Below are 19,812 nucleotides of genomic sequence, written 5' to 3'. Positions count from 1 at the left end.
GTGGGCCTGGCCGCGACCGGCAGCGAGGCGCCGGAGGGCACGCTCGCCGAGCGTGCGCTCGAGGTCCTGGGGCGCGTCTTCGGCTACGACGCGTTCCGCGGGCTGCAGGCCGGCGTCGTCGAGCAAGTCGCCGCCGGCGGCGACGCGCTGGTGCTGATGCCCACCGGCGCGGGCAAGTCCCTCTGCTACCAGGTGCCCGCGCTGCTTCGCGAGGGCGTGGGCGTCGTCGTCTCGCCGCTGATCGCGCTGATGCAGGACCAGGTCGACGCGCTGCGCGAGCTCGGCGTGCGCGCGGCCTTCCTGAACTCCACGCTCGACGCGCGCCAAGCGCGCGAGGTCGAGCGGCAGGTGGCCGCCGGCGAGCTCGACCTGCTGTACGTGGCGCCCGAGCGGCTGGTCACCGAGCGCTGCCTGGCCCTGCTCGAGCGCGCGCGGATCGCGCTGTTCGCGATCGACGAGGCGCACTGCGTGTCGCAGTGGGGCCACGATTTCCGCCCCGAGTACCTGCAGCTGGCGATCCTCCACGAGCGCTTTCCCCGCGTGCCGAGGATCGCGCTCACCGCGACCGCCGACGCGCAGACCCGCGAGGAGATCGTCGAGCGGCTGGCGCTGCGCGACGCGCGCCGCTTCGTGTCGAGCTTCGATCGCCCGAACATACGCTACCGGATCGTCGAAAAGACCGAGCCGCGCCGGCAGCTGCTCGAGTTCGTCGAGGGCGCGCACGCCGGCGAGGCCGGCATCGTCTACTGCGCCTCGCGCGCGAAGGTCGAGGAGACCGCCGAGTGGCTGGCGGCCCACGGCGTGCCCGCGCTGCCCTACCACGCCGGCATGGACGCGGCGACGCGGGCCGCCAACCAGGCGCGCTTCCTGCGCGAGGACGGCCTGGTGATGGTGGCAACGATCGCCTTCGGCATGGGCATCGACAAGCCCGACGTGCGCTTCGTCGCGCACCTGGACATGCCGCGCAGCGTCGAGGGCTACTACCAGGAGACCGGCCGCGCCGGCCGCGACGGCCTGCCCGCCGAGGCCTGGATGGCCTACGGCCTGGCCGACGTCGTGCAGCAGCGCCGCTTCATCGAGCAGTCGGAAGGCGACGAGGCGCACAAGCGCGTCTCGACCGCCAAGCTCGACGCGATGCTGGGGCTGGCCGAAACGATCGAGTGCCGGCGCGTGCGGCTGCTCGCCTATTTCGGCGAGGCCAGCACCGCCTGCGGCAACTGCGACAACTGCCTGGAGCCGCCCGAGCCCTGGGACGCCACCGAGGCGGCGCGCAAGCTGCTCTCCTGCATCTGGCGGATCCGCGAATCGACCGGCTTCGGCTTCGGCTCGCAGCACGTGATCGCGGTGCTGCGCGGCCAGGACGGGCCGAAGATCCGGCAGTACGGCCACGAGAAGCTCAGCACTTTCGGGATCGGCGCCGACCTGGGCGAGGCCGAGTGGCGCGCGGTGCTTCGCCAGCTGATCGCGCAGGGGCTGGTCGTGGTCGACCACGCGCGGCACCAGGTCCTGGCGCTCGCGCCCGAGAGCCGGGCGCTGCTGCGCGGCGAGCGCTCGCTGCGAATGCGGCGCCCGCGACCAGCTGCCCGTGCGGCGAGACGCGGGCGCGGCGCGAAAGGAAAGGCGACCAGCGGGACGGGCGCGGCGGGACTCGAACGCGAACGCGGCAGCGCCGCCGGCGGCGACACCAGCCTCGACCCGGCAGCCGAGGCGCTGTTCGAGCGGCTGCGGGCATGGCGGCGCACCGTCGCGTCGGAGCGCCAGTTGCCGCCCTACGTGATCTTCCACGACGCCACGCTGCGCGAGATCGCGCTGGCGCGGCCCGGCTCGCTCGATGCGCTGGCCGCCGTGTCGGGCGTCGGCCAGCGCAAGCTCGAGGCCTGGGGTCAGGCGATCATCGACCTGATCGCGGCGCCCGGCTCCTGAAGCCGGCGGCATTGCTGCCGCCGAAGCCGCGCGAGGTCGCGCTGGTCCGGCCGGCCGGCGACGGGCCGAAGCCGGTGCGCCCCTGCGTGGCGCCGGCGGGCTGCTGGGCCGGACGGGCGGCCGGCTGCGGCGAGCGCGCCGCGGGTTGGGCCGGACGGGCGCCGGAAGACGCTCCGCGCGCCACGGGCTGACCGGAACGGGCACCGCCCTGTCCCTGCCTGGCACCGCCGCGCCCACCGCGCGGCTGGCGCGGCGGACGGTCGTCGACCTCGGGCTCGTTGCGCGCGTTCGGATCCGGCTCGAAGCCGGGGATCCGCTCGCGCGGCAGCTGCTTCCTGATCAGCCGCTCGATGTCGCGCATCAGGCCCCGCTCGTCCGCGGACAGCAGCGACAGCGCCTCGCCGGTGGCGCCTGCCCGGCCGGTGCGGCCGATCCGGTGCACGTAGTCCTCGGGCACGTTCGGCAGGTCGAAGTTGACCACGTGCGGCAGCTCGACGATGTCCAGCCCGCGGGCCGCGATGTCGGTGGCCACCAGCGCCTGCAGCTCGCCGCTCTTGAACTCGGCCAGCGCGCGGGTGCGCGCGTTCTGGCTCTTGTTGCCGTGGATCGCGAGCGCCGGGATGCCGTCCTTGACCAGCTGCTCGGCGAGCCGGTTCGCGCCGTGCTTGGTGCGGGTGAACACCAGCACCTGGAACCACGCGTTGTCGCGGATCAGTTTCGACAGCAGCTCGCGCTTGCGGCCGCGATCGACCTCGATCACGCGCTGCGCGACGAGCTCGGCCGTGGTGTTGCGCCGGGCAACCTCGATCAGCTTCGGGTTGTCGAGCAGGCCGTCGGCCAGCGCCTTGATCTCGTCGGAGAAGGTCGCCGAGAACAGCAGGTTCTGGCGCTTCTGTGGCAGCAGCTTCAGCACGCGCTTGATGTCGTGGATGAAGCCCATGTCGAGCATCCGGTCGGCCTCGTCGAGGACCAGGACCTCGACCGTCGACAGGTCCACGGTGCGCTGCTGCGCGTGGTCGAGCAGGCGGCCCGGCGTGGCGACCAGGATGTCGACGCCGCGGCGCAGGCGCTCGATCTGCGGATTGATGTTGACGCCGCCGAAGATCGTGGTCGACGAGACCTTCAGGTGCTTCGAGTAGTCGCGCACGCTCTCCTCGACCTGCGCCGCGAGCTCGCGGGTGGGCGTCAGGATCAGCGTGCGGATCGGGCGCTTGCCGGCCTGCGCGGGGCGCTGGGGCTGCGTGGTCGACAGGCGCTGCAGGATCGGCAGCACGAAGCCGGCGGTCTTGCCGGTGCCGGTCTGCGCGCCGGCGAGCAGGTCGCCGCCGGACAGCACCGCCGGGATGGCCTGCAACTGGATCGGGGTGGGTTCGGAATAGCCGCGCTCGGAAACGGCACGGACGATGGCCTCGGAAAGGCCAAGGGAAGCAAAGGACATGGAACTCCAGCGACATCGGCCTCGGTCACCGGGGCGCGCTTGCGCATCCGGTTGCGACGCCAGTCGCGGGCAGACGAATCAGGGGATTGACTTCGAGACCGGCGGATGCCGGGAAGATGCGACGCAGAGACTGGCTGTCGACGCCGCCATGCACTCGAGGCTTCGATCGCCTCGCTTGATGCATTGCACAATGATACGCGAGCCGGCCCCCGCTGTCGATCCCGTTCGCGCGCCCCGCCCTCAGGCGATCAGCAGCGCGATCTGCTGGTCGAACATCTCGCTGGGGGACCTGCGGAAACCGCTCTTCGCGAACCGCAACCAGCGGCCCTGCACGTAGGCGAGCACGATGCCGGCCCGTGCCGACGAATCGGTGTCGGCAGGCAGCGAACCCTGCGCGACCGCCGTGCGGAAGGCCTGGCGGACCGACGCCTCGATCCGGTCGACCAGCTGGTTGATGCGCGCCTGCAGGCGGTCGTCCTCGGTGACCAGCGCATCGCCGATCAGCACCCGCGTCATGCCGGGATTCTTCTCCGCGAAGGACAGCAGCATCGCGAGGATGCCGCGCAGCTGGCGCAGGCCGTCGTCGTGCTGGCTGGTGATCTGGTTGATCAGGCCGAAGACGGTGGACTCGATGAACTCGATCAGGCCCTCGAACATCTGGGCCTTGCTCGCGAAATGCCGGTAAAGCGCGGCCTCGGAAACCTGCAGCCGGCCGGCCAGCGCGGCGGTGGTCACCCGTTCGCCGTCGGGCTCCTGGAGCATCGAGGCGAGGGTCTGCAGGATCTGCAGGCGCCGCTCGCCCGGCTTGGGGCGGGGCGGCCGGCGCGCGGGCGCGTCGTCCTGCGCGTGGGCTGCGGGCATCGATGCTTCGGGAGTCGTCGGATCGTTCATCGGGCTCGGTGCGGCGTCCGGACAGCCTTGCGCGGCAGGTGCTCGAACGATTGTACTTGAACGTCGACGCGCCGGCCGAGCCCGGCCCGCGGCCGCGCGGCCGGATGCCGGTGCCCGTGGCCGATGCCGGTGACCAGCACGGTGCGCATCCCGACCGCGCGCGCGCTGTCGAGGTTCTCGACCGAATCCTCGACCAGCACGCAGCGGTGCGCCGGCACCCGGAGCTTCGCGGCCAGCCGCCGCAGCATCGCCTTCGAGGGCTTGGGCTGGATCCGGCCCGCGAACTTCATCGACTCGATCGTCACGATGCCGTCGACCAGCGGACCGATGCCGAGCGCATCGACCACCCGCGCCGCATAGTGCATCGGCGCGTTGGTCACGATCACCCGCTGCCCCTTGAGCCGCTTCACCGCCGCCATCAGCCGGTGGTCGCGCCTCACGATCCGGTGGATGTCCGGGAACGGATGCGTCTCGCGCAGGAAGTCGTGCGGGTCCACGCCGTGATGCCGCACCATGCCGAGCAGCGTGGCGCCGTAGCGCCGCCAGTAGTGCACGCGCAGCTCGCTGGCTTCCTCGTGCGGCAGGTTCAGCGTCCGCGCCACGTACTCGGTCATCGCGAGGTTGATGCGCGGAAACACGACCGGCATCGCGTCGTGCAGCGTGTTGTCGAGGTCGAGGAGCCAGACGGTGCTCATCGCGCTTGGCGGCTTCCGACGGTCCGCGACCGTCGATGCTTCGGCACGGGGCGAGGACCGAGTGCCCGGATTCGGCACGCGGTGCTGCGGCACGCTTCGCGGCAGCCGGCTGGCAGGGCCGGCCACGACCGCCCACTGGGCGAGGGCGGGGCGGCCGCGTGCCGGCGCCCTGTGCAAGCCGAGCGCCACCGAAAGGAATTTCGCGGGACCCGCTCGCCGCGGGGCGAAGCCCCCTGCGAGGCGGGTGCGAAATTCCGAGGTGGGCGAGGGAAGCCCCACCGAAGGCGGGGCCGCAGCACCGGGTGCCGGCACGCGGCCGCCCCGCCCTCGCCCCGCGCCGACATTTCGAGCGGCCCTGGTAGCCGGTTGCCGCGAGGCCTAGTGGCTCCGGATCATCGTGCCGACCCCGTGGTCGGTCATGATCTCCAGCAGCAGGCAGTGGTCGACGCGGCCGTCGATGATGTGCACCGCATTGACGCCGCCTCGCGCTGCATCGAGCGCCGACGAGATCTTCGGCAGCATGCCGCCGGAGATCGTGCCGTCGGCGAACAGCTCGTCGATCTCGCGCGCCGACAGGCCGGTCAGCAGCTTGCCGCTCTTGTCGAGCACGCCGGGCGTGTTGGTCAGCAGCACCAGCTTTTCGGCCTTCAGCACCTCGGCGACCTTGCCGGCCACCACGTCGGCATTGATGTTGTAGGTCTCGCCCTCGGCGCCCGAGCCGATCGGCGCGATCACCGGGATGAAGCCGCTGGAGGTGAGGGTCTCGATGATCGACGGGTCGATCGACTCGATCTCGCCGACCTGGCCGATGTCGATCTGCTCGTCGGGCTTGTCCTTCGACGAGATCCGGAGCCGGCGCGCGCGGATCAGCCCGCCGTCCTGCCCGGTGAGGCCCACCGCGCGGCCGCCGGCGGTGTTGATCAGCTCGACGATCTCCTTGTTGACCTGCCCCGCCAGCACCATCTCGACGATGTCCATCGTCTCGGCGTCAGTCACCCTCATGCCCTGGATGAACTCGCCCTTCTTGCCGACCTTGGCGAGCAGCTGCTCGATCTGGGGCCCGCCGCCGTGCACGACGACCGGCTTCAGGCCGACCAGCTTGAGCAGCACCACGTCGCGCGCGAAGCTCTGCTTGAGCTTCTCGTCGGTCATCGCGTTGCCGCCGTACTTGACGACGACGATCTTGCCGTGGAACCGGCGGATGTAGGGCATCGCCTCCGCGAGGATCGCGGCCTGCTGGGCGGGGGAGATCCGGACGGTCGTTTCGGCGGAAGCTGCGCTCATTGGAACCCTCGGGCCGGCGCGCCGCGCGCGCGGGCGGTTGATTGGACTAAGCTTGCGGCTCTGGGCGCGATTTTAACCGAGCCCCTCCCGTTCCCTGCCCCCGCTTCGCCGCGAAACGATGCCCGAGCCGACAGACGCCGACACCCGCTGCTTCCGATGCGGCGCGCGCTTCGGCTGCGGCGCCGGCACCGACCGATGCTGGTGCACCGCGCTGCCGTCGCTCGACCCGGCGCGGCTCGCCGGCCTTTCGGGCGCCGCGCGCGAGGCGCTCGGCCTGCCGAACGGGGAGCTGCCCGCGTCATGCCTGTGCCCGGCCTGCCTCGCCGCCGTCGGCGACGCGATCGCCGCGCGCCCCGACACCGCATCCTGACCCGAAATCCCCCCGGAGACCCCCCGCATGGCCCGCAAGTTCGTCATCGCCTCGATGCTTCACGAGACCAACACCTTCTCGCCGCTGCCCACGCCGATCGGCTCCTTCGGCCCGGGCGGCCCGCTGCGCGGCGAGCAGGCGATCGCCGAGCTGGCCGACACCAACTACGCGATCGGCGGCTTCATCGGCCTGGCGCGCGAGGCGGGCGCCGAGTTCGCGGTGCCGCTGGCCGCCAGCGCCAATCCGTCGGGACTGGTGACCCGCGACGCCTACGAGGAGATGAGCGCGGCGATCCTCGACGCGGTCCGCAAGGGCTGCGACGCGGTGATGCTGGACCTGCACGGCGCGATGGTCTGCGAGCACCTCGACGACGGCGAGGGCGAGCTGCTGGCGCGGATCCGGGCGATCGCGCCCGGCATGCCGATCGCGGTCGCGCTCGACTTCCACGCGCAGATGACGAACCGGATGGTCGACAACGCCACCGTGATCACCGGCTACCGCACCTACCCGCACGTGGACATGCGGCTCACCGGCGAGCGCGCCGGCCGCACGCTGCTCCGGGCGATGGCCGGCGAGGTGAAGCCGCGCATCCTGTGGGGGCGCCGGCCGATCCTGAGCAGCACGCTGTCGCACACGCCGTCGCGCAACCCGATGAAGGACGTGATGGACCGGGCGATCGCCGCCGAAGCCGCCGCCGAGGTGCTCAACGCCTCGGTGTTCGGGGGCTTCCCGCAGGCCGACATTCCGCACCTCGGCCTGTCGGCGGTCATCGTCGTCGACGTCGCCAAGGAGGGCGGCGAGGCCGCGGGCCGGGCGCTGCGCGACGCGCTGCTCGACCAGGCCTGGGAGCGCCGCGAGGACTTCATGTACCGCGGCGAGCCGCTGGCCGACTCGATCGCGCGCGCCCGCCAGATGACCGAGGGCCCGGTCATCCTGGTCGACCACGGCGACAACACCGCGTCGGGCGGCACGCAGGACGTGATGAGCGTGCTCGAGGAGGTGGTCAGGCAGCAGCTCGACGACGTGGTCGCCGGGCCCTTCTGCGATCCGCAGGCCGTGGCCCGGATGATCGACGCGGGCATCGGCGCGAACGTGAACATCGAGGTCGGCGGGCGCGTCGACATGCCGGCGCTGAACCTGAAGGGCAGGCCGATGCAGCTGCAGGGCAAGGTGCGCGCGATCACCGACGGCGAGTTCGTCGTGACCGGACCGATGGCCACCGGCGCGCGAATCCGGATGGGGCGCACCGCGGTGCTGGACACCGGCCGGGTCCAGGTGGTGGTGTCGGAAGGCCGCGCCGAGCCCTTCGACCTCGGCGTGTTCACCCACTGCGGGATCGACCCGCGCCAGAAGCGCTACGTGCTGATCAAGTCGCGCCAGCACTTCCGCGCCGGCTTCGAGCCGATCGCCCGGCAGATCGTCGAGTGCCAGGGGCTGGGCGTGACCGCCTCGGACATCGCGCTGTTCGACTACAAGCGCAGGCCGAAGCCGCTGTACCCGTTCGAGAAGGACGCGAAGCCGACCGACTCCGCGCCCCTCTGACCTCAGCGCGCCGCGGCGCGCTCCGGCAGCTCGATCTTCACCTCGAGAACCTCCAGGTCGTCCTGGCGCTCGAAGTTGACCTTGATGTCGTCGGGACGCACCGACACGTACTTCGAGATCACCGCGACCAGCTCGCGCTGCAGCTGGGGCAGGTAGTCGGGCCTGCCCTCGCCGCGCCCGGCGCGCTCGTGCGCCAGGATGATCTGGAGCCGCTCCTTGGCGACGTGGGCCGACTTCTTCTTCTCGCCGAGAAAGAACGACAGCAAGGACATCGCGTCATCTCCCGCCGAACAGGCGCTTGAAGAAGCCCGGCTTTTGCGCGTCGGTGAAGCGCAGCGGGCGGTCCTCGCCGAGGAAGCGCGCGATCACGTCGGCGTAGGCCTCGGCCACGTCGGTGCCCTTCATGTGGATCGCCGGCACGCCCTGGTTCGAGGCCTGCAGCACCGTCTCGGACTCCGGGATCACGCCGATCAGCTTGATCCGCAGGATGTCCTGGATGTCCTTGAGCGACAGCATCTGCCCGTCCTCGACCCGGTTCGGGTTGTAGCGGGTGATCAGCAGGTGCTCCTTGATCGGCTCGCCGCCCTCGATCGCGCGCTTGGTCTTCGAGCCGAGCATGCCGAGGATCCGGTCGGAGTCGCGCACCGAGGAGACCTCGGGGTTGGTGACGACCAGCGCCTCGTCGGCGAAGTGCATCGCGGTGAGCGCGCCGGTCTCGATGCCGGCCGGCGAGTCGCACACGATGTACTCGAAGCCCATCTCGGAGAGCTCCTTGAGCACCCGCTCGACGCCCTCCATCGTGAGCGCCTCCTTGTCGCGGGTCTGCGACGCGGCCAGCACGAACAGGTTCTCGCACTGCTTGTCGCGGATCAGCGCCTGGTTCAGCGTGGCTTCCTTGTGGATCACGTTGATCAGGTCGTAGACCACGCGGCGCTCGCAGCCCATGATCAGGTCGAGGTTGCGCAGGCCGACGTCGAAGTCGATCACGGCGGTCTTGAAGCCGCGCAGCGCGAGGCCCGAGGCGAAGCTGGCGCTGGTCGTGGTCTTGCCGACGCCGCCCTTGCCGGACGTCACGACGACGATTCTTGTCATGGGGTTTCCTTCGGTCACCGGAGTTTCAGAGGGGTTCGATGAGCAGGCTGTCGCCGACTCGGCGCACCTGCGCGGGCTTGCCTGCCACGTCGGCCGGCAGCGGGGTCTCGATCGTGCGGTAGACGCCGGCGATCGCGACCAGCTGGGGCTCCAGGCAGGTGCTGAAGATGCGGGCGTCGGCGTTGCCGCGCGCGCCGGCCACCGCCCGGCCGCGCAGCGGCGCGTAGACGTGAATGTTGCCGTCGGCGAAGACCTCTGCGCCGAAGCTGACCAGCTCCAGCACGATCAGGTCGGCGCCCTTCGCGTAGACCCGCTGGCCGGAGCGCAACGGCTTGTCGATGACGACCGACTTCGTCGCGGTTGCGGCCGGGGGCGGCGCCGACTGCGCGGCCGCCGGCCTGGGCGGCGGCGCGGCCTTCGCCATCGAACTCGCCGCCGACACTTCCGGCGTGGCCACCAAGCCCGCCTCGAAGGCCGCCTGCATCTGCGCGGGGCTTCCGCCGTGCACGCCGATCGGCTGCACCCGGTACTTCCTGAGCAAGCCCGCGAGCGCGCGAAAATCGATCGGCGACTCCTCGTCGCGCAGCGCGGAGAGGTTCACGACCAGCAGGTCCTGGTCGAAGAAGTCCGGCGACTCGCCGAGGCGCGCCTGCAGGTCGCGCTGCAGCTCGTCCAGGTCCGGCGTGCGCAGCACGAGCGAGATCAGCGGGAATGTCGTGCGCTTGAAATCGAAGCTCGCGCGCGAACGGGCAGGCGTGTCGGCTGGCATCGGGGGCGGGGAGGCTGGCTGCCAAAGCGGGCATTCTATCGAATGCCCGGAAGGCCGCCGCAGAATGCCCGCAGGGCCGCCGAAAAGCGGCAGCGGCCCCGCGTCAGAGGATGTAGCGCGACAGGTCCTCGCTGCGCGCCAGCGTGCCCAGCCGCTCGTCGACGAAGGCCGCGTCGACGCGCACCGTCTGCCCCGAGCGGCGCGAGGCGCCGAATGAGACCTCCTCGAGCAGCCGCTCCATCACGGTGGACAGGCGCCTCGCCCCGATGTTCTCGGTCTTCTCGTTGACCGAGAAGGCCGTCTCGGCGAGCCTGCGGATGCCGTCCTCGGTGAACTCGAGCCCGACCCCTTCGGTGGCGAACAGCGCCTGGTACTGCTTGACCAGGCTCGCGTCGGTGTCGGACAGGATGCGCACGAAGTCGTCGGCCGTCAGCGAGTCGAGCTCGACCCGGATCGGCAGGCGGCCCTGCAGCTCCGGGATCAGGTCCGACGGGCGCGACAGGTGGAAGGCGCCCGACGCGACGAACAGGATGTGGTCGGTGCGCACCACGCCATAGCGGGTATTGACAGTAGTGCCCTCGACCAGCGGCAGCAGGTCGCGCTGCACGCCCTGCCGGGACACGTCGGCGCCGTGGCTGTCGCTGCGCGTGGCGACCTTGTCGATCTCGTCGATGAACACGATGCCGTTCTGCTCGACCGAGGCGAGCGCCTTCGCCTTGATCTCCTCGTCGTTGACCAGCTTCGCCGCCTCCTCGTCGGTCAGCAGCTTCATCGCGTCGCGTATCTTCAGCTTGCGCTCGCGCTTGCGGCCCGGCATGTTCGAGAACAGCGACTGCAGCTGCTGCGTCATCTCCTCCATGCCGGCCGGGCCCGCCAGCTCCATGGCCGGCATCGGCGAAGCGATTTCGATCTCGATCTCCTTGTCGTCGAGCTCGCCCTCGCGCAGCTTCTTGCGGAACTTCTGGCGGGTGGCCGAATCGGCGCTCTCGCCGCCGGCGTCGGAGAAGCCGACGTTGCGCGGCGGCGGCAGCAGCGCGTCGAGCACGCGGTCCTCGGCCGCGTCGAGCGCGCGCTGCTCGACCTTCTTCTTCTCCTGCTCGCGGGTCTGCTTGACCGCCACCTCGGCCAGGTCGCGGACGATCGTGTCCACGTCGCGGCCGACGTAGCCGACCTCGGTGAACTTGGTCGCCTCCACCTTGATGAAGGGCGCGTTGGCGAGCCGCGCCAGCCGGCGCGCGATCTCGGTCTTGCCGACGCCGGTCGGCCCGATCATCAGGATGTTCTTCGGGGTGATCTCGTTGCGCAGCGGCTCGGCCACCTGCTGGCGGCGCCAGCGGTTGCGCAGCGCGATCGCCACCGCGCGCTTGGCCGCCTCCTGGCCGACGATGTGCTTGTCGAGCTCGGAGACGATCTCTTCGGGGGTCATCCAGGTCATGTTCGTCCTGCGGCCGCCGCTCGCCGGCGCCGGGCCAGGGCCGCGGCGCTCAGAGGGTCTCGACCGTGTGCTGGTGGTTGGTGTAGATGCAGATGTCGCCGGCGATCGCCAGCGACTTGCGAACGATGGTCTGCGCGTCGAGATCGGTATTGTCGAGCAGCGCGCGCGCCGCCGCCTGCGCGTAGGCGCCGCCGCTGCCGATCGCGATCAGCCCGTGCTCGGGCTCGAGCACGTCGCCGTTGCCGGTGATCACCAGCGAGGCCTCGCGGTCGGCCACCGCGAGCATCGCCTCGAGCCGGCGCAGCATCCGGTCGGTGCGCCAGTCCTTCGCGAGCTCGACCGCCGCGCGCACCAGGTGGCCCGAGTGCTTGTCGAGCTTGGCCTCGAAGCGCTCGAACAGCGTGAAGGCATCCGCGGTGCCGCCGGCGAAGCCGGCCAGCACCCGGTCGTGATAGAGCCTGCGCACCTTGCGCGCGCCCGCCTTGATGACGATCGAGCCGAGGGTCACCTGGCCGTCGCCGCCGAGCGCGACCGAATCGCCGCGCCGGACCGACACGATCGTGGTTCCGTGAAACTGTTCCATGGTCGGGATATGAGGCCGGTTATCGCTGGCGCAAGGGCGCCGCGGGGCGCGGCGCGCGGGTCGGAAGGCGGCGCGGGCACGCCACGCGCCGGATGTCCGGATTCTACGCCCGCCCGCCAAGCGAAAAGCCCGGCACGGGGCCGGGCTTTTCAGACTGCCGTTCGCGGCCGGGCTCGTGAGCCCGACCGAAGCCGGCCACTTGCTTACGGCTGGGTCACCACCACGTCGATGTAGCTGGTCTGGCTGTCCACCAGGACCGCCTTGCCACCGGCCAGGTCGCCCGCGTCGAGCGCATCCAGCGACACATTGTTCGGATAGTCGACGCCGCCGATGTTCGAACTGGTGTCCAGCGAGAAGGTGATCCGGTACTTGCCTGCCCTCTGTTCCGGCGGCAAGCCGCAGGAGTTCAGCCGCCAGTTGTAGCCGTAGGTGATCGCGCCGGCCACGTTGATCTCCGTCGAGTACTTCAGCGCCTGCTGGTTGTCGGGCAGCGCGTAGCTCTCGGCGATCGACTTGTCGAACAGGCAGCCGTTCGGGAAGGCCGGATCGACCTGGCCCGCATCGTCGAGCCGCTGGATCGTCAGCCGCGCGTTGACCGTGAACACGCGGCGCTGCGTGGCCTCCTCGGCCACCCCGGTCGTGCCCTGGACTTCGGTGGCGCCCTGGCCGGCGAGCAGCTTCATCGGGTAGCGCAGCATGCTCTCGGTGTCGGGCCAGGCCGGCTCGAGACCTTCGGCCGCCGGCACGCCCTTGTCCTGAAGCAGGTTGGTCTCCACGCGGATGATGGACAGGTCGGTCGTGATGCTCGCGCTGGTGAGGTTGTCGCCCCAGTCGACGACGACGCTCTGCGGTGTCGCGGCCCCGTTCTTCCAGCTCGCCTGCCAGGAGCTCGGGTTCTTCTGCACGTAGTAGTCGACGCCCCCGGACTTCAGCACGTCTTCCACCCTCAGGAACGGGAACGGATCGACCGTGTCGGTCAGCGTCGGCCGCAGGCCGGTCGCCCGGTCAAGGTAGTCGCTGTCCGCGCCGGTGATCGCGTCGCCGAACAGCCCCAGTCCGTCGGCGAAGACGAGCGGCACCGACAGGTTGTTGCCGAAGCCGCTGTCGCCGCTCGCGGGAACCGTCGGCGTGGCCGAGGCCTCGGCCGACAGGGGGCCCTCGCCGACCGCGTTGACCGCCTGCACCACGTAGTAGAAGGGAACGCCGCCGGCGGGCACGCTGTCGACGTACGGCGAGGTGACGTTCTCGAACTTCTGCGCGGCGGTCGGGTCGGAAGCGATGTCCGGCGTGATGCTCCGATACAGGTTGTACGACGTGATCGGCTGGCCGGCCGCCGGCGCGGTCCAGCTGACCGTGACCGACTTCACCGTCGTGGGCGTCGCCACGGCCGCGACCGACTGGGGCTCGGTCGGCACGACCGGTACCACGATGGCGGCGTCGTCGCCGCCGCCGCAGGCGGCCAGGAAGCCAAGCGTCGTCGCGGTGACGACGCTCCAGATCGAAAGGCGCCTCGCGTGCGCCGCCCACCATGCCTGCATTGCCGGACTCCTTGCCTCGGAACGTGAGAATTTTCGGAAAACCTGGGTCATTCCAGGAAAAATCCTAGGGGACGCCCAGGAAATGCGCTTGAGGCGGATCAAGCGGATTCACCGCGATTGCTGACGATTGTCACCAAGCGCGATCGGCAGGCCCGGGCGGCCGTCGGCGCGGCGCGGGATCCGCGAGGACTCAGATCCGTCGCTTGCGGATCTCGGCCAGTTCCTGCAGCCCCATCACCAGCATCAGCGCGTAGACGAGCCGGTTGGGCTCGGCGAACAGCACCTGCTTGCCGGCCGAGCGCAGATTGACGATCTCGTTGAGCAGTTCACCGACCGCCACGAACTCGAGCCGGCGCAGCTTCCGGCAATCGATGACGACATCGGCGCGCCCGGTGGCGAAGGCCCGCAGGGCGCGGATCTCTGCGGCCGCGCGGCCGGTGACCTCGCCCGAGAGAACGAAGGCATTCGGTTCGGCGGGCGGAGAGCCTGCGGCCTGCGCGGCGCCGGGCGCCGCCGCGGCTCCGGCGGCGGACGCGTTGCGGATCGACGCCGGCAGCGGCTCCCAGGAAGGCGGCGACACCTCGAAGGTCACGCAGTACTCGATGCCGAGGTCCTCGAAGGCCTGCTGGTCGCCGAGCAGCCGCAGCGCGAACAGCGCAAGCATCCAGCAGGCGTCGCTGTCGTCGCGCCGGCCCGGCTCGATCGCGGCGCGCGCCACGTCGAACAGCCGCTGCGCGCCGCGCACCACCAGCTGGTGCCGGCTCGCCGGCACTTTGCCGACCTGGCCGAACAGCGCCATCAGCCGCGCGGCGCCGGCGGCGTCGGCGGATTGCAGCGGGCCGCAGTCGATCACTGTCTCGCGCCGGCGGTCCATGCCGCGAACGATCAGGTCGACGCGCCCGCCGACCGATGCGTCGAGATTCGCGGGCAACGCCACCACCGAGCCGGCGGGCTGGCGCGCGTCGGCTGCCGGGTCCTCGGATTCGGTCCAGGCCGGCGGCGACGATTCGAAGCGAGCCGCGTAGTCGAGCGCCAGCGACTCGAAGGCCGCCTTGTCGCCGGAGAGCTGGTGCAGGTCGAGCAGCATCAGCCAGCCGAGCTGCTGGTACCCCCCGAGGTCGAACTCGGACAGGGCCTGCTTCAGCGCGGCCGCGGCCGCATCGGGCTGACCGTTCGCGTAGAGGATCGCGCCCTCTTCCAGGGCGCCGGGCAGCGACGACGCGTTGATGTCGATCGCCATGGCCATCGACGGGTCGCCGAGCGCGAGCGAGGTCGAGCCCTGCAGCAGGTCGGTGACCGGCCGCGACGGCGGCGCCACGACGGCCGCGGGAACCGTGTCGGCCCGCAGGCGCATCGTGGAAGCGGGCGCCGGCCTGGAGCCGTCGGCGATCATCTCGGACTCGATCCGGTCGATCTTCTCGGCGGTCAGCCTCGCGGCCTCGCGCCGGGCCGCCAGCGTGTCGGGCGCCGACTGCCGGCCGCCTGCGGGAGCGGCAGCCCCGTCCGGCGCGCGCGCAGCGTCCGGCTTGTCGCGTCGCGACGGGGACTTGTCCTTCCGGCTGAAGATCGAGAAGACCACGGATCGGGCGCGCTGCTCGCGATGGCTCGGAGCGGGCCAGTCTAGCACGTACCCCTAAGGGGCAGCCCTGCCGGGGCGACCGTGGATCCGTCCCGGGGCGCCTGTCGTCGGCGCCCAGGTCGCCGTTCAGTCGCCGTACAGCTTCTGGCGCAGCTCGCGCCGCTGCTGGGCCTCGAGCGACAGCGTGGCGGTCGGCCGGGCGAGCAGGCGCGGAATGCCGATCGGCTCGCCGGTTTCTTCACAGTAGCCGTAGTCGCCTGACTCGATGCTGGCCAGCGCCTGCTGGATCTTCTTCAGCAGCTTGCGCTCGCGATCGCGGGTGCGCAGCTCGAGCGCGTGCTCTTCCTCGATCGTGGCCCGGTCGGCAGGATCGGGAACGATGACGGTCTCGCGCAGGTGCTCGGTGGTCTCGCCGGCATTGGCGAGGATCTCCTTCTCCATCTGCTGCAGGCGCGCACGGAAGAAGGCCAGCTGGGCCTCGTTCATGTAGGCCGACTCGGGCATCTTCAGCAGCTCTGCCTCGGTCAGCATCTTCTGTTCTTTCGTTGCGGCCATCTGAGTTACCGGTGACTGACTACGGATAAAGGGAAGCCCACAGGGGCTCGATCGCGCCGGCCGGTCAGGCCAGGCACTGCTCCAGACCCTTCACGATCATTTCCCGGGGAAGGTTCCGGCCGATGAAGACCATCTTGCTCGACGGCTTCTCGCCCGGCTGCCAGCGGCGCCCGGTGTCCGCGCCCATCATCATGTGAACGCCCTGGAAGACGGTCTGGCGGTCGGACCCCTTCATGAAAAGCACGCCTTTATACCGCAAGAGGTCTGGGCCGTAAACCTGGATCACGCCGGACAGGAAGTCCTCCAGCTTGACGGGGTCGAAAGGCTTCTTCGAGCGGAAGACGAAGGACTTGACCGCGTCGTTGTGCTCGTGCTCGTCGCTGGTCAGGAACTCCGGATCGATCTCCAGGATCGCGTTCAGGTTGAAACCCCGAATGTCCAGGATCTCGGCGATCGGCGCATTGCCGAAATTCACGGGCTTGATCGGCGCGCGCGGGTTGATGCGCATCAGCCGCTCGCGCAACCGTTCCTGGCTCGCCTGATCGGCCAGGTCGACCTTGGACATCAGGATCCGGTCGGCGAAACCGACCTGCTCCTGCGCCTCGGTGTGCTCGTCGAGTTGCTTGTCGCCGTGCACCGCGTCGACCACGGTGATCACCGCGTCGAGCAGGTAGCGGTCGGCGATCTCGTCGTCGATGAAGAAGGTCTGGGCCACCGGGCCCGGGTCGGCCATGCCGGTGGTCTCGATGATCACCCGGTCGAAAGAGATCTCGCCCGCCTCGCGCCGCTCGGCCAGGTCGCCGAGGATCCGGATCAGGTCGCCCCGCACCGTGCAGCAGATGCAGCCGTTGTTCATCTCGACGATCTGCTCGTCGCGTTCCTGCAGCAGCAGGTCGTTGTCGACCCCTTCCTCGCCGAATTCGTTCTCGATCACCGCGATGCGGTGGCCGTGGTCTTCCTTGAGGATCCGGTTGAGCAGCGTGGTCTTGCCGCTCCCGAGAAACCCGGTGAGGATGGTCACCGGAACCTGAGTACCCGCCATTTCTTTCCTGCTCCGTTACTTCAGTCGGCCGCCGCGCACTCCGCGCACTGGCCCGATACCGTCACTTCGACCCGCTCCTCGGTGAAGCCCTCGGGCAGCGTGGCGCGCACGCTGCGCTCGAGCTCGGCCGAGCCGCCCAGGCAATACATGCGGCCGCAACGCACGCAACGGAAGTGCCCGTGCGGCGTTTCGGTCGACTGGGCCGAGAACCGGAAGACCCGGTCCGGTCCCGCCACCCGGTGGGCGAGCCCGCTGTCCGCGAGCCAGTCGAGCACCCGGTACAGCGTGACCCGGTCGATCGCCTCGGCGCCGTCCTCGACCCGGCGCTGCAGGTCCAGGTGCGTGAGCGCCTGGTCGGCACGCAGCAGCTCGCTGAGCACCCTGAGCCGAGGGCCGGTCAGCCGCGCGCCGACTCGCCGGATCATCCGGCGGGCGCGCTCCTCGGGCGCCTGCTCGATCGCCTGGCTCATCGGTCGCTCGCCGCCCTTTTCATGACATTCGATTGCATTTGTCCGAAAGCCCTGGCGAAGTTTACAGCCGCCCGGCGGATCAGCGTCTCTTGGCCCTCGGGTGCGCGGCGTCGTACACAGCGGCCAGCCGCTGGAAATCGAGCGAGGTGTAGATCTGGGTGGTCGCGATGCTGGCATGCCCGAGCAGCTCCTGGACGGCGCGCAGGTCGCCGCTGGACTGCAGCAGGTGGCTGGCGAACGAGTGCCTCAGCACGTGCGGATGCACGTTCGCCGGGATGCCCCGCTCGATCGCGAGCCGGCGAAGCCGCGCCTGCACCGTCCGGTTCGCGAGCCGCCGCCCGCTGGCGGCCAGGAACAGCGGCCGGGAATCCGCGCCGGGATGCGCGGCCAGGAAGCCGTCCCGCGCCGAGAGCCAGCGCGACAGCGCCTCGCGCGCCGGCCCGCCGACCGGCACCGTGCGGCGCCGGCCGCCCTTGCCGGTGACGGTCACCTCGGATTCGCCCGCCGAATACCAGCTGGCCGAGGCCGGCGCCCCGCCGTCGCCGGAGCTTGCGTCGAAATAGCGGACGTCGAGCGAGGTCAGCTCCGACAGCCGCAGGCCCGACGAATAGAACAGCTCGAGCATCGCCGCGTCGCGCAGCGATTCGAAGCCGCCGTCGTCGCCGCCCGCCATCAGGCTCGCGGCCTGGTCCGGCGACAGGGCCTTGGGCAAGCGCTTCGACGCGCGCGGCGCGCGCACCCCGCGGGCGGGATTGGCGACGGCCAGGCCTTCGTCGGACAGCCAGTCGTAGAAGCCCCGCCAGGCCGAGAGCCTGCGCGCGATCGACTTCGGCGCCCGCCCGGCGCGCGACTCGGCCGCGACCCAGCGCCTGACCGCATGCTCGGTCAGCGCGGCCCAGTCCGGCGCCTCGCCGCCGCCGGCCAGCCGCGCGAGGATGCCCAGGTCGGCCCGGTAGCCGGCGATCGTGCGCGGCGAGCAGCCGCGCTGCGTGGCCAGGCGCTGCAGGTAGCGCTCGACCTGGCTCACGGCGCCACCGGTCGCCGCTGCGGCCTCAGTCGGCCAGCCGGGAGAGGGCCGCGCTCGCCATCTCGCCGATCCGCTCGAGATAGGCGGTGCCCATGCCGCTGCGGAAGCGATCGGGATCGGCCGAGCCGAGCACCAGCAGGCCGAAGGCCTTCGGGTCGACTCCCTTGCGCAGCGGCAGCAGCGCGATCGAGCGGGTCTCGCGCCCGCCATCGGGCAGCCAGGTGGCCGCCTGGAAATCGGAGTTCGGGCCGCAGAAGGGCTGCGTCATGCTGTTGGTCAGCGTGATCACGTCGACCGGCACCGGCTGCGCGCACTCTAGCCCGGCCCATTGGTCGCGCAGGCCCCAGAGCCGAAGCGCCACCTGGGGCACCGAGAAGATCGTGCCGAGTCCGTCGACGACGAGATCGGGCAGCTGGTCCGGATCGCCGGCGAGCAGCAGCTGGCGCGTCCACTTCTGCAGCCTGGCGCCGATCGCGTCGTTCTCCTCGCCGATGCGGATCAGCTCGGCGAGCTTGAGCTCGAGCAGCCGGTGCCGCTCGCGCAGCACCTCGAGCTGGCGCTCCTGCAGCGAGATCGCGCGGCCGCCGTGCGGATGCGGCAGCGTGATCGTGCCGAGCAGCTCGGCGTGCTGCTCGAAGAACTCGGGGTGGTCGTGCAGGTAGCGCGCGACCTCGTCGGCGCCGATGGCAGTGTCGGTCATTCGGTGTCCGATGGAAGGATGGCGGCGAGATCGATCTCGCCCTCGAAAACGGTGGCGGCCGGCCCGGTCATCAGCACGTTGCCGCCCTCCCAGGCGATGGTCAGCAGGCCGCCGCGCGTGTGCACCGCGACCGGCGAAGCGGCCAGGCCGCGCCGGATCGCGGCCACCGCGGCCGCGCAGGCGCCGGTGCCGCAGGCGAGGGTCTCACCGGCGCCCCGCTCCCAGACCCGCAGCTTCAGGCCGCCCGGCACCGGCTGCGCGAAGCCGGCGTTCACCCGGGCCGGAAAGCGCGGCGAATTCTCGATGCGCTGCCCCTCGAGCGCGACCGGCGCGGCGTCGACGTCGTCGACGAACTGCACCGCGTGCGGATTGCCCATCGAGACCACCGAGATCCAGCGCGTGGCGCCGTCCACGTCGAGCGGCCAGACCGTGTCGCGGCCCTCGGCGCGCGGCGCGAGCCCCGACGCGTCGAACGGGATCCGGTCGGGCTCGAAGGCCGGGGGCCCCATGTCGACCGTGACCCGGCCGTCGTCCTCGAGCCTGGGCTCGATCACGCCCGACATCGTGGCCACCCGGATCGCCCGCTTGTCGGTGAGCCCGTGGTCGACGACGAAGCGCACGAAGCAGCGCGCGCCGTTGCCGCACTGCTCGACCTCGCCGCCGTCGGCGTTGAAGATCCGGTAGCGGAAGTCGACGTCCGGCAGGTCGGGCGCGGGCTCGACTAGAAGTATCTGGTCGGCGCCGACGCCGAAATGCCGGTCGGCCAGCGCCCGCCACTGTTCCGGGCGCAGCTCGACGCGCTGGCGAACGCCGTCGACCACGACGAAATCGTTGCCCGCGCCATGCATCTTGGTGAACCGCAGCTTCATCGCCCGATTA

20 protein-coding genes are annotated in these 19,812 nt (G+C 70.8%); 3 read left to right on the top strand and 17 right to left on the bottom strand.

The features are described 5' to 3' along the window. Complete coding sequence (gene recQ, locus M6I34_RS14235) at window positions 1–1,923, top strand: DNA helicase RecQ (protein WP_272486688.1); 1,923 nt, start codon at window positions 1–3, stop codon at window positions 1,921–1,923. Here the strand turns inward: recQ and M6I34_RS14230 are convergent. The 4 genes from M6I34_RS14230 to argB all read right to left on the bottom strand — a co-directional run bounded on the left by M6I34_RS14230 (window position 1,892) and on the right by argB (window position 6,231). After that, window positions 1,892–3,361 carry a DEAD/DEAH box helicase gene (locus tag M6I34_RS14230; RefSeq protein ID WP_272486340.1) on the bottom strand — a complete coding sequence of 490 codons (1,470 nt, stop codon included), beginning with the start codon at window positions 3,359–3,361 and terminating at the stop codon, window positions 1,892–1,894. The two genes, recQ and M6I34_RS14230, sit on opposite strands and share 32 nt — an antisense overlap. A 240-nt stretch (window positions 3,362–3,601) precedes the next feature. Then, a complete protein-coding gene (gene slmA / locus M6I34_RS14225; RefSeq protein WP_272486339.1) occupies window positions 3,602–4,222 on the bottom strand; it encodes a nucleoid occlusion factor SlmA in 621 nt (206 codons plus the stop codon). Window positions 4,223–4,248: 26 nt separating this feature from the next. Then, a complete protein-coding gene (locus tag M6I34_RS14220) occupies window positions 4,249–4,947 on the bottom strand; it encodes a pyrimidine 5'-nucleotidase (protein WP_272486338.1) in 699 nt (232 codons plus the stop codon). Between the two features lie 378 nt (window positions 4,948–5,325). Then, the gene (gene argB, locus M6I34_RS14215) at window positions 5,326–6,231 is read right to left on the bottom strand and encodes an acetylglutamate kinase (protein ID WP_272486337.1); all 906 of its coding nucleotides are present in this window, start codon (window positions 6,229–6,231) and stop codon (window positions 5,326–5,328) included. Between the two features lie 118 nt (window positions 6,232–6,349). Here argB and M6I34_RS14210 point away from each other — a divergent pair, with 118 nt between their 5' ends. Both M6I34_RS14210 and M6I34_RS14205 read left to right on the top strand, forming a co-directional pair. Next, window positions 6,350–6,601 (top strand): cysteine-rich CWC family protein, encoded by a 252-nt coding sequence (locus tag M6I34_RS14210; RefSeq protein WP_272486336.1) that lies wholly within the window; start codon window positions 6,350–6,352, stop codon window positions 6,599–6,601. 27 nt (window positions 6,602–6,628) lie between these two features. Further along, on the top strand, window positions 6,629–8,143 hold the full coding sequence (locus M6I34_RS14205; protein WP_272486335.1) for a M81 family metallopeptidase: 1,515 nt from the start codon (window positions 6,629–6,631) through the stop codon (window positions 8,141–8,143). A gap of 2 nt (window positions 8,144–8,145) precedes the next feature. Here the strand turns inward: M6I34_RS14205 and minE are convergent, their stop codons facing one another. The 13 genes from minE to dapF all read right to left on the bottom strand — a co-directional run bounded on the left by minE (window position 8,146) and on the right by dapF (window position 19,802). Next, the gene (gene minE / locus M6I34_RS14200; RefSeq protein WP_272486334.1) at window positions 8,146–8,415 is read right to left on the bottom strand and encodes a cell division topological specificity factor MinE; all 270 of its coding nucleotides are present in this window, start codon (window positions 8,413–8,415) and stop codon (window positions 8,146–8,148) included. Between the two features lie 4 nt (window positions 8,416–8,419). After that, window positions 8,420–9,235 carry a septum site-determining protein MinD gene (gene minD, locus M6I34_RS14195; RefSeq protein ID WP_272486333.1) on the bottom strand — a complete coding sequence of 272 codons (816 nt, stop codon included), beginning with the start codon at window positions 9,233–9,235 and terminating at the stop codon, window positions 8,420–8,422. Window positions 9,236–9,260: 25 nt separating this feature from the next. Beyond that, the gene (gene minC / locus M6I34_RS14190; protein ID WP_272486332.1) at window positions 9,261–10,004 is read right to left on the bottom strand and encodes a septum site-determining protein MinC; all 744 of its coding nucleotides are present in this window, start codon (window positions 10,002–10,004) and stop codon (window positions 9,261–9,263) included. Between the two features lie 103 nt (window positions 10,005–10,107). Then, the gene (gene hslU / locus M6I34_RS14185) at window positions 10,108–11,439 is read right to left on the bottom strand and encodes an ATP-dependent protease ATPase subunit HslU (RefSeq protein WP_272486331.1); all 1,332 of its coding nucleotides are present in this window, start codon (window positions 11,437–11,439) and stop codon (window positions 10,108–10,110) included. A 49-nt stretch (window positions 11,440–11,488) separates the two neighbouring features. Beyond that, window positions 11,489–12,022 (bottom strand): ATP-dependent protease subunit HslV, encoded by a 534-nt coding sequence (hslV, locus tag M6I34_RS14180; RefSeq protein WP_272486330.1) that lies wholly within the window; start codon window positions 12,020–12,022, stop codon window positions 11,489–11,491. 203 nt (window positions 12,023–12,225) lie between these two features. Continuing rightward, window positions 12,226–13,560, bottom strand: a complete 1,335-nt coding sequence (locus tag M6I34_RS14175; protein WP_272486329.1) for a fibronectin type III domain-containing protein — start codon at window positions 13,558–13,560, stop codon at window positions 12,226–12,228. A 190-nt stretch (window positions 13,561–13,750) separates the two neighbouring features. Then, entirely contained in the window at window positions 13,751–15,139 is a 1,389-nt protein-coding gene (locus M6I34_RS14170; protein WP_272486328.1) for an STAS domain-containing protein, read from the bottom strand. A gap of 126 nt (window positions 15,140–15,265) precedes the next feature. Beyond that, window positions 15,266–15,670 carry an RNA polymerase-binding protein DksA gene (gene dksA / locus M6I34_RS14165; protein ID WP_272486687.1) on the bottom strand — a complete coding sequence of 135 codons (405 nt, stop codon included), beginning with the start codon at window positions 15,668–15,670 and terminating at the stop codon, window positions 15,266–15,268. Between the two features lie 88 nt (window positions 15,671–15,758). Next, on the bottom strand, window positions 15,759–16,736 hold the full coding sequence (locus M6I34_RS14160; RefSeq protein WP_272486327.1) for a CobW family GTP-binding protein: 978 nt from the start codon (window positions 16,734–16,736) through the stop codon (window positions 15,759–15,761). 20 nt (window positions 16,737–16,756) lie between these two features. Beyond that, complete coding sequence (locus M6I34_RS14155; RefSeq protein WP_272486326.1) at window positions 16,757–17,206, bottom strand: Fur family transcriptional regulator; 450 nt, start codon at window positions 17,204–17,206, stop codon at window positions 16,757–16,759. 79 nt (window positions 17,207–17,285) lie between these two features. Further along, window positions 17,286–18,233, bottom strand: a complete 948-nt coding sequence (locus M6I34_RS14150) for a tyrosine recombinase XerC (protein ID WP_272486325.1) — start codon at window positions 18,231–18,233, stop codon at window positions 17,286–17,288. A gap of 25 nt (window positions 18,234–18,258) precedes the next feature. Further along, a complete protein-coding gene (locus M6I34_RS14145; protein WP_272486324.1) occupies window positions 18,259–18,933 on the bottom strand; it encodes a DUF484 family protein in 675 nt (224 codons plus the stop codon). Then, window positions 18,930–19,802 (bottom strand): diaminopimelate epimerase, encoded by an 873-nt coding sequence (gene dapF / locus M6I34_RS14140; protein WP_272486323.1) that lies wholly within the window; start codon window positions 19,800–19,802, stop codon window positions 18,930–18,932. Before dapF ends, M6I34_RS14145 begins: the two co-directional genes overlap by 4 nt. Window positions 19,803–19,812 lie beyond the last annotated feature (10 nt).

It is taken from the genome of Zeimonas sediminis (assembly GCF_023721795.1).
In the GTDB taxonomy this organism is placed as follows: domain Bacteria; phylum Pseudomonadota; class Gammaproteobacteria; order Burkholderiales; family Burkholderiaceae_E; genus Zeimonas; species Zeimonas sediminis.
This window is presented reverse-complemented; position numbering and strand designations above follow the sequence as displayed.

What these genes read in the sequence shown, in the direction of transcription:
- M6I34_RS14230 (WP_272486340.1), bottom strand. Translation starts at nt 3,361, where the DNA reads ATGTCCTTTGCTTCCCTTGGCCTTTCCGAGGCCATCGTCCGTGCCGTT.
- slmA (WP_272486339.1), bottom strand. Translation starts at nt 4,222, where the DNA reads ATGCCCGCAGCCCACGCGCAGGACGACGCGCCCGCGCGCCGGCCGCCC.
- M6I34_RS14220 (WP_272486338.1), bottom strand. Translation starts at nt 4,947, where the DNA reads ATGAGCACCGTCTGGCTCCTCGACCTCGACAACACGCTGCACGACGCG.
- argB (WP_272486337.1), bottom strand. Translation starts at nt 6,231, where the DNA reads ATGAGCGCAGCTTCCGCCGAAACGACCGTCCGGATCTCCCCCGCCCAG.
- M6I34_RS14210 (WP_272486336.1), top strand. Translation starts at nt 6,350, where the DNA reads ATGCCCGAGCCGACAGACGCCGACACCCGCTGCTTCCGATGCGGCGCG.
- M6I34_RS14205 (WP_272486335.1), top strand. Translation starts at nt 6,629, where the DNA reads ATGGCCCGCAAGTTCGTCATCGCCTCGATGCTTCACGAGACCAACACC.
- minE (WP_272486334.1), bottom strand. Translation starts at nt 8,415, where the DNA reads ATGTCCTTGCTGTCGTTCTTTCTCGGCGAGAAGAAGAAGTCGGCCCAC.
- minD (WP_272486333.1), bottom strand. Translation starts at nt 9,235, where the DNA reads ATGACAAGAATCGTCGTCGTGACGTCCGGCAAGGGCGGCGTCGGCAAG.
- minC (WP_272486332.1), bottom strand. Translation starts at nt 10,004, where the DNA reads ATGCCAGCCGACACGCCTGCCCGTTCGCGCGCGAGCTTCGATTTCAAG.
- hslU (WP_272486331.1), bottom strand. Translation starts at nt 11,439, where the DNA reads ATGACCTGGATGACCCCCGAAGAGATCGTCTCCGAGCTCGACAAGCAC.
- hslV (WP_272486330.1), bottom strand. Translation starts at nt 12,022, where the DNA reads ATGGAACAGTTTCACGGAACCACGATCGTGTCGGTCCGGCGCGGCGAT.
- M6I34_RS14175 (WP_272486329.1), bottom strand. Translation starts at nt 13,560, where the DNA reads ATGCAGGCATGGTGGGCGGCGCACGCGAGGCGCCTTTCGATCTGGAGC.
- dksA (WP_272486687.1), bottom strand. Translation starts at nt 15,670, where the DNA reads ATGCTGACCGAGGCAGAGCTGCTGAAGATGCCCGAGTCGGCCTACATG.
- M6I34_RS14160 (WP_272486327.1), bottom strand. Translation starts at nt 16,736, where the DNA reads ATGGCGGGTACTCAGGTTCCGGTGACCATCCTCACCGGGTTTCTCGGG.
- M6I34_RS14155 (WP_272486326.1), bottom strand. Translation starts at nt 17,206, where the DNA reads ATGAGCCAGGCGATCGAGCAGGCGCCCGAGGAGCGCGCCCGCCGGATG.
- M6I34_RS14145 (WP_272486324.1), bottom strand. Translation starts at nt 18,933, where the DNA reads ATGACCGACACTGCCATCGGCGCCGACGAGGTCGCGCGCTACCTGCAC.
- dapF (WP_272486323.1), bottom strand. Translation starts at nt 19,802, where the DNA reads ATGAAGCTGCGGTTCACCAAGATGCATGGCGCGGGCAACGATTTCGTC.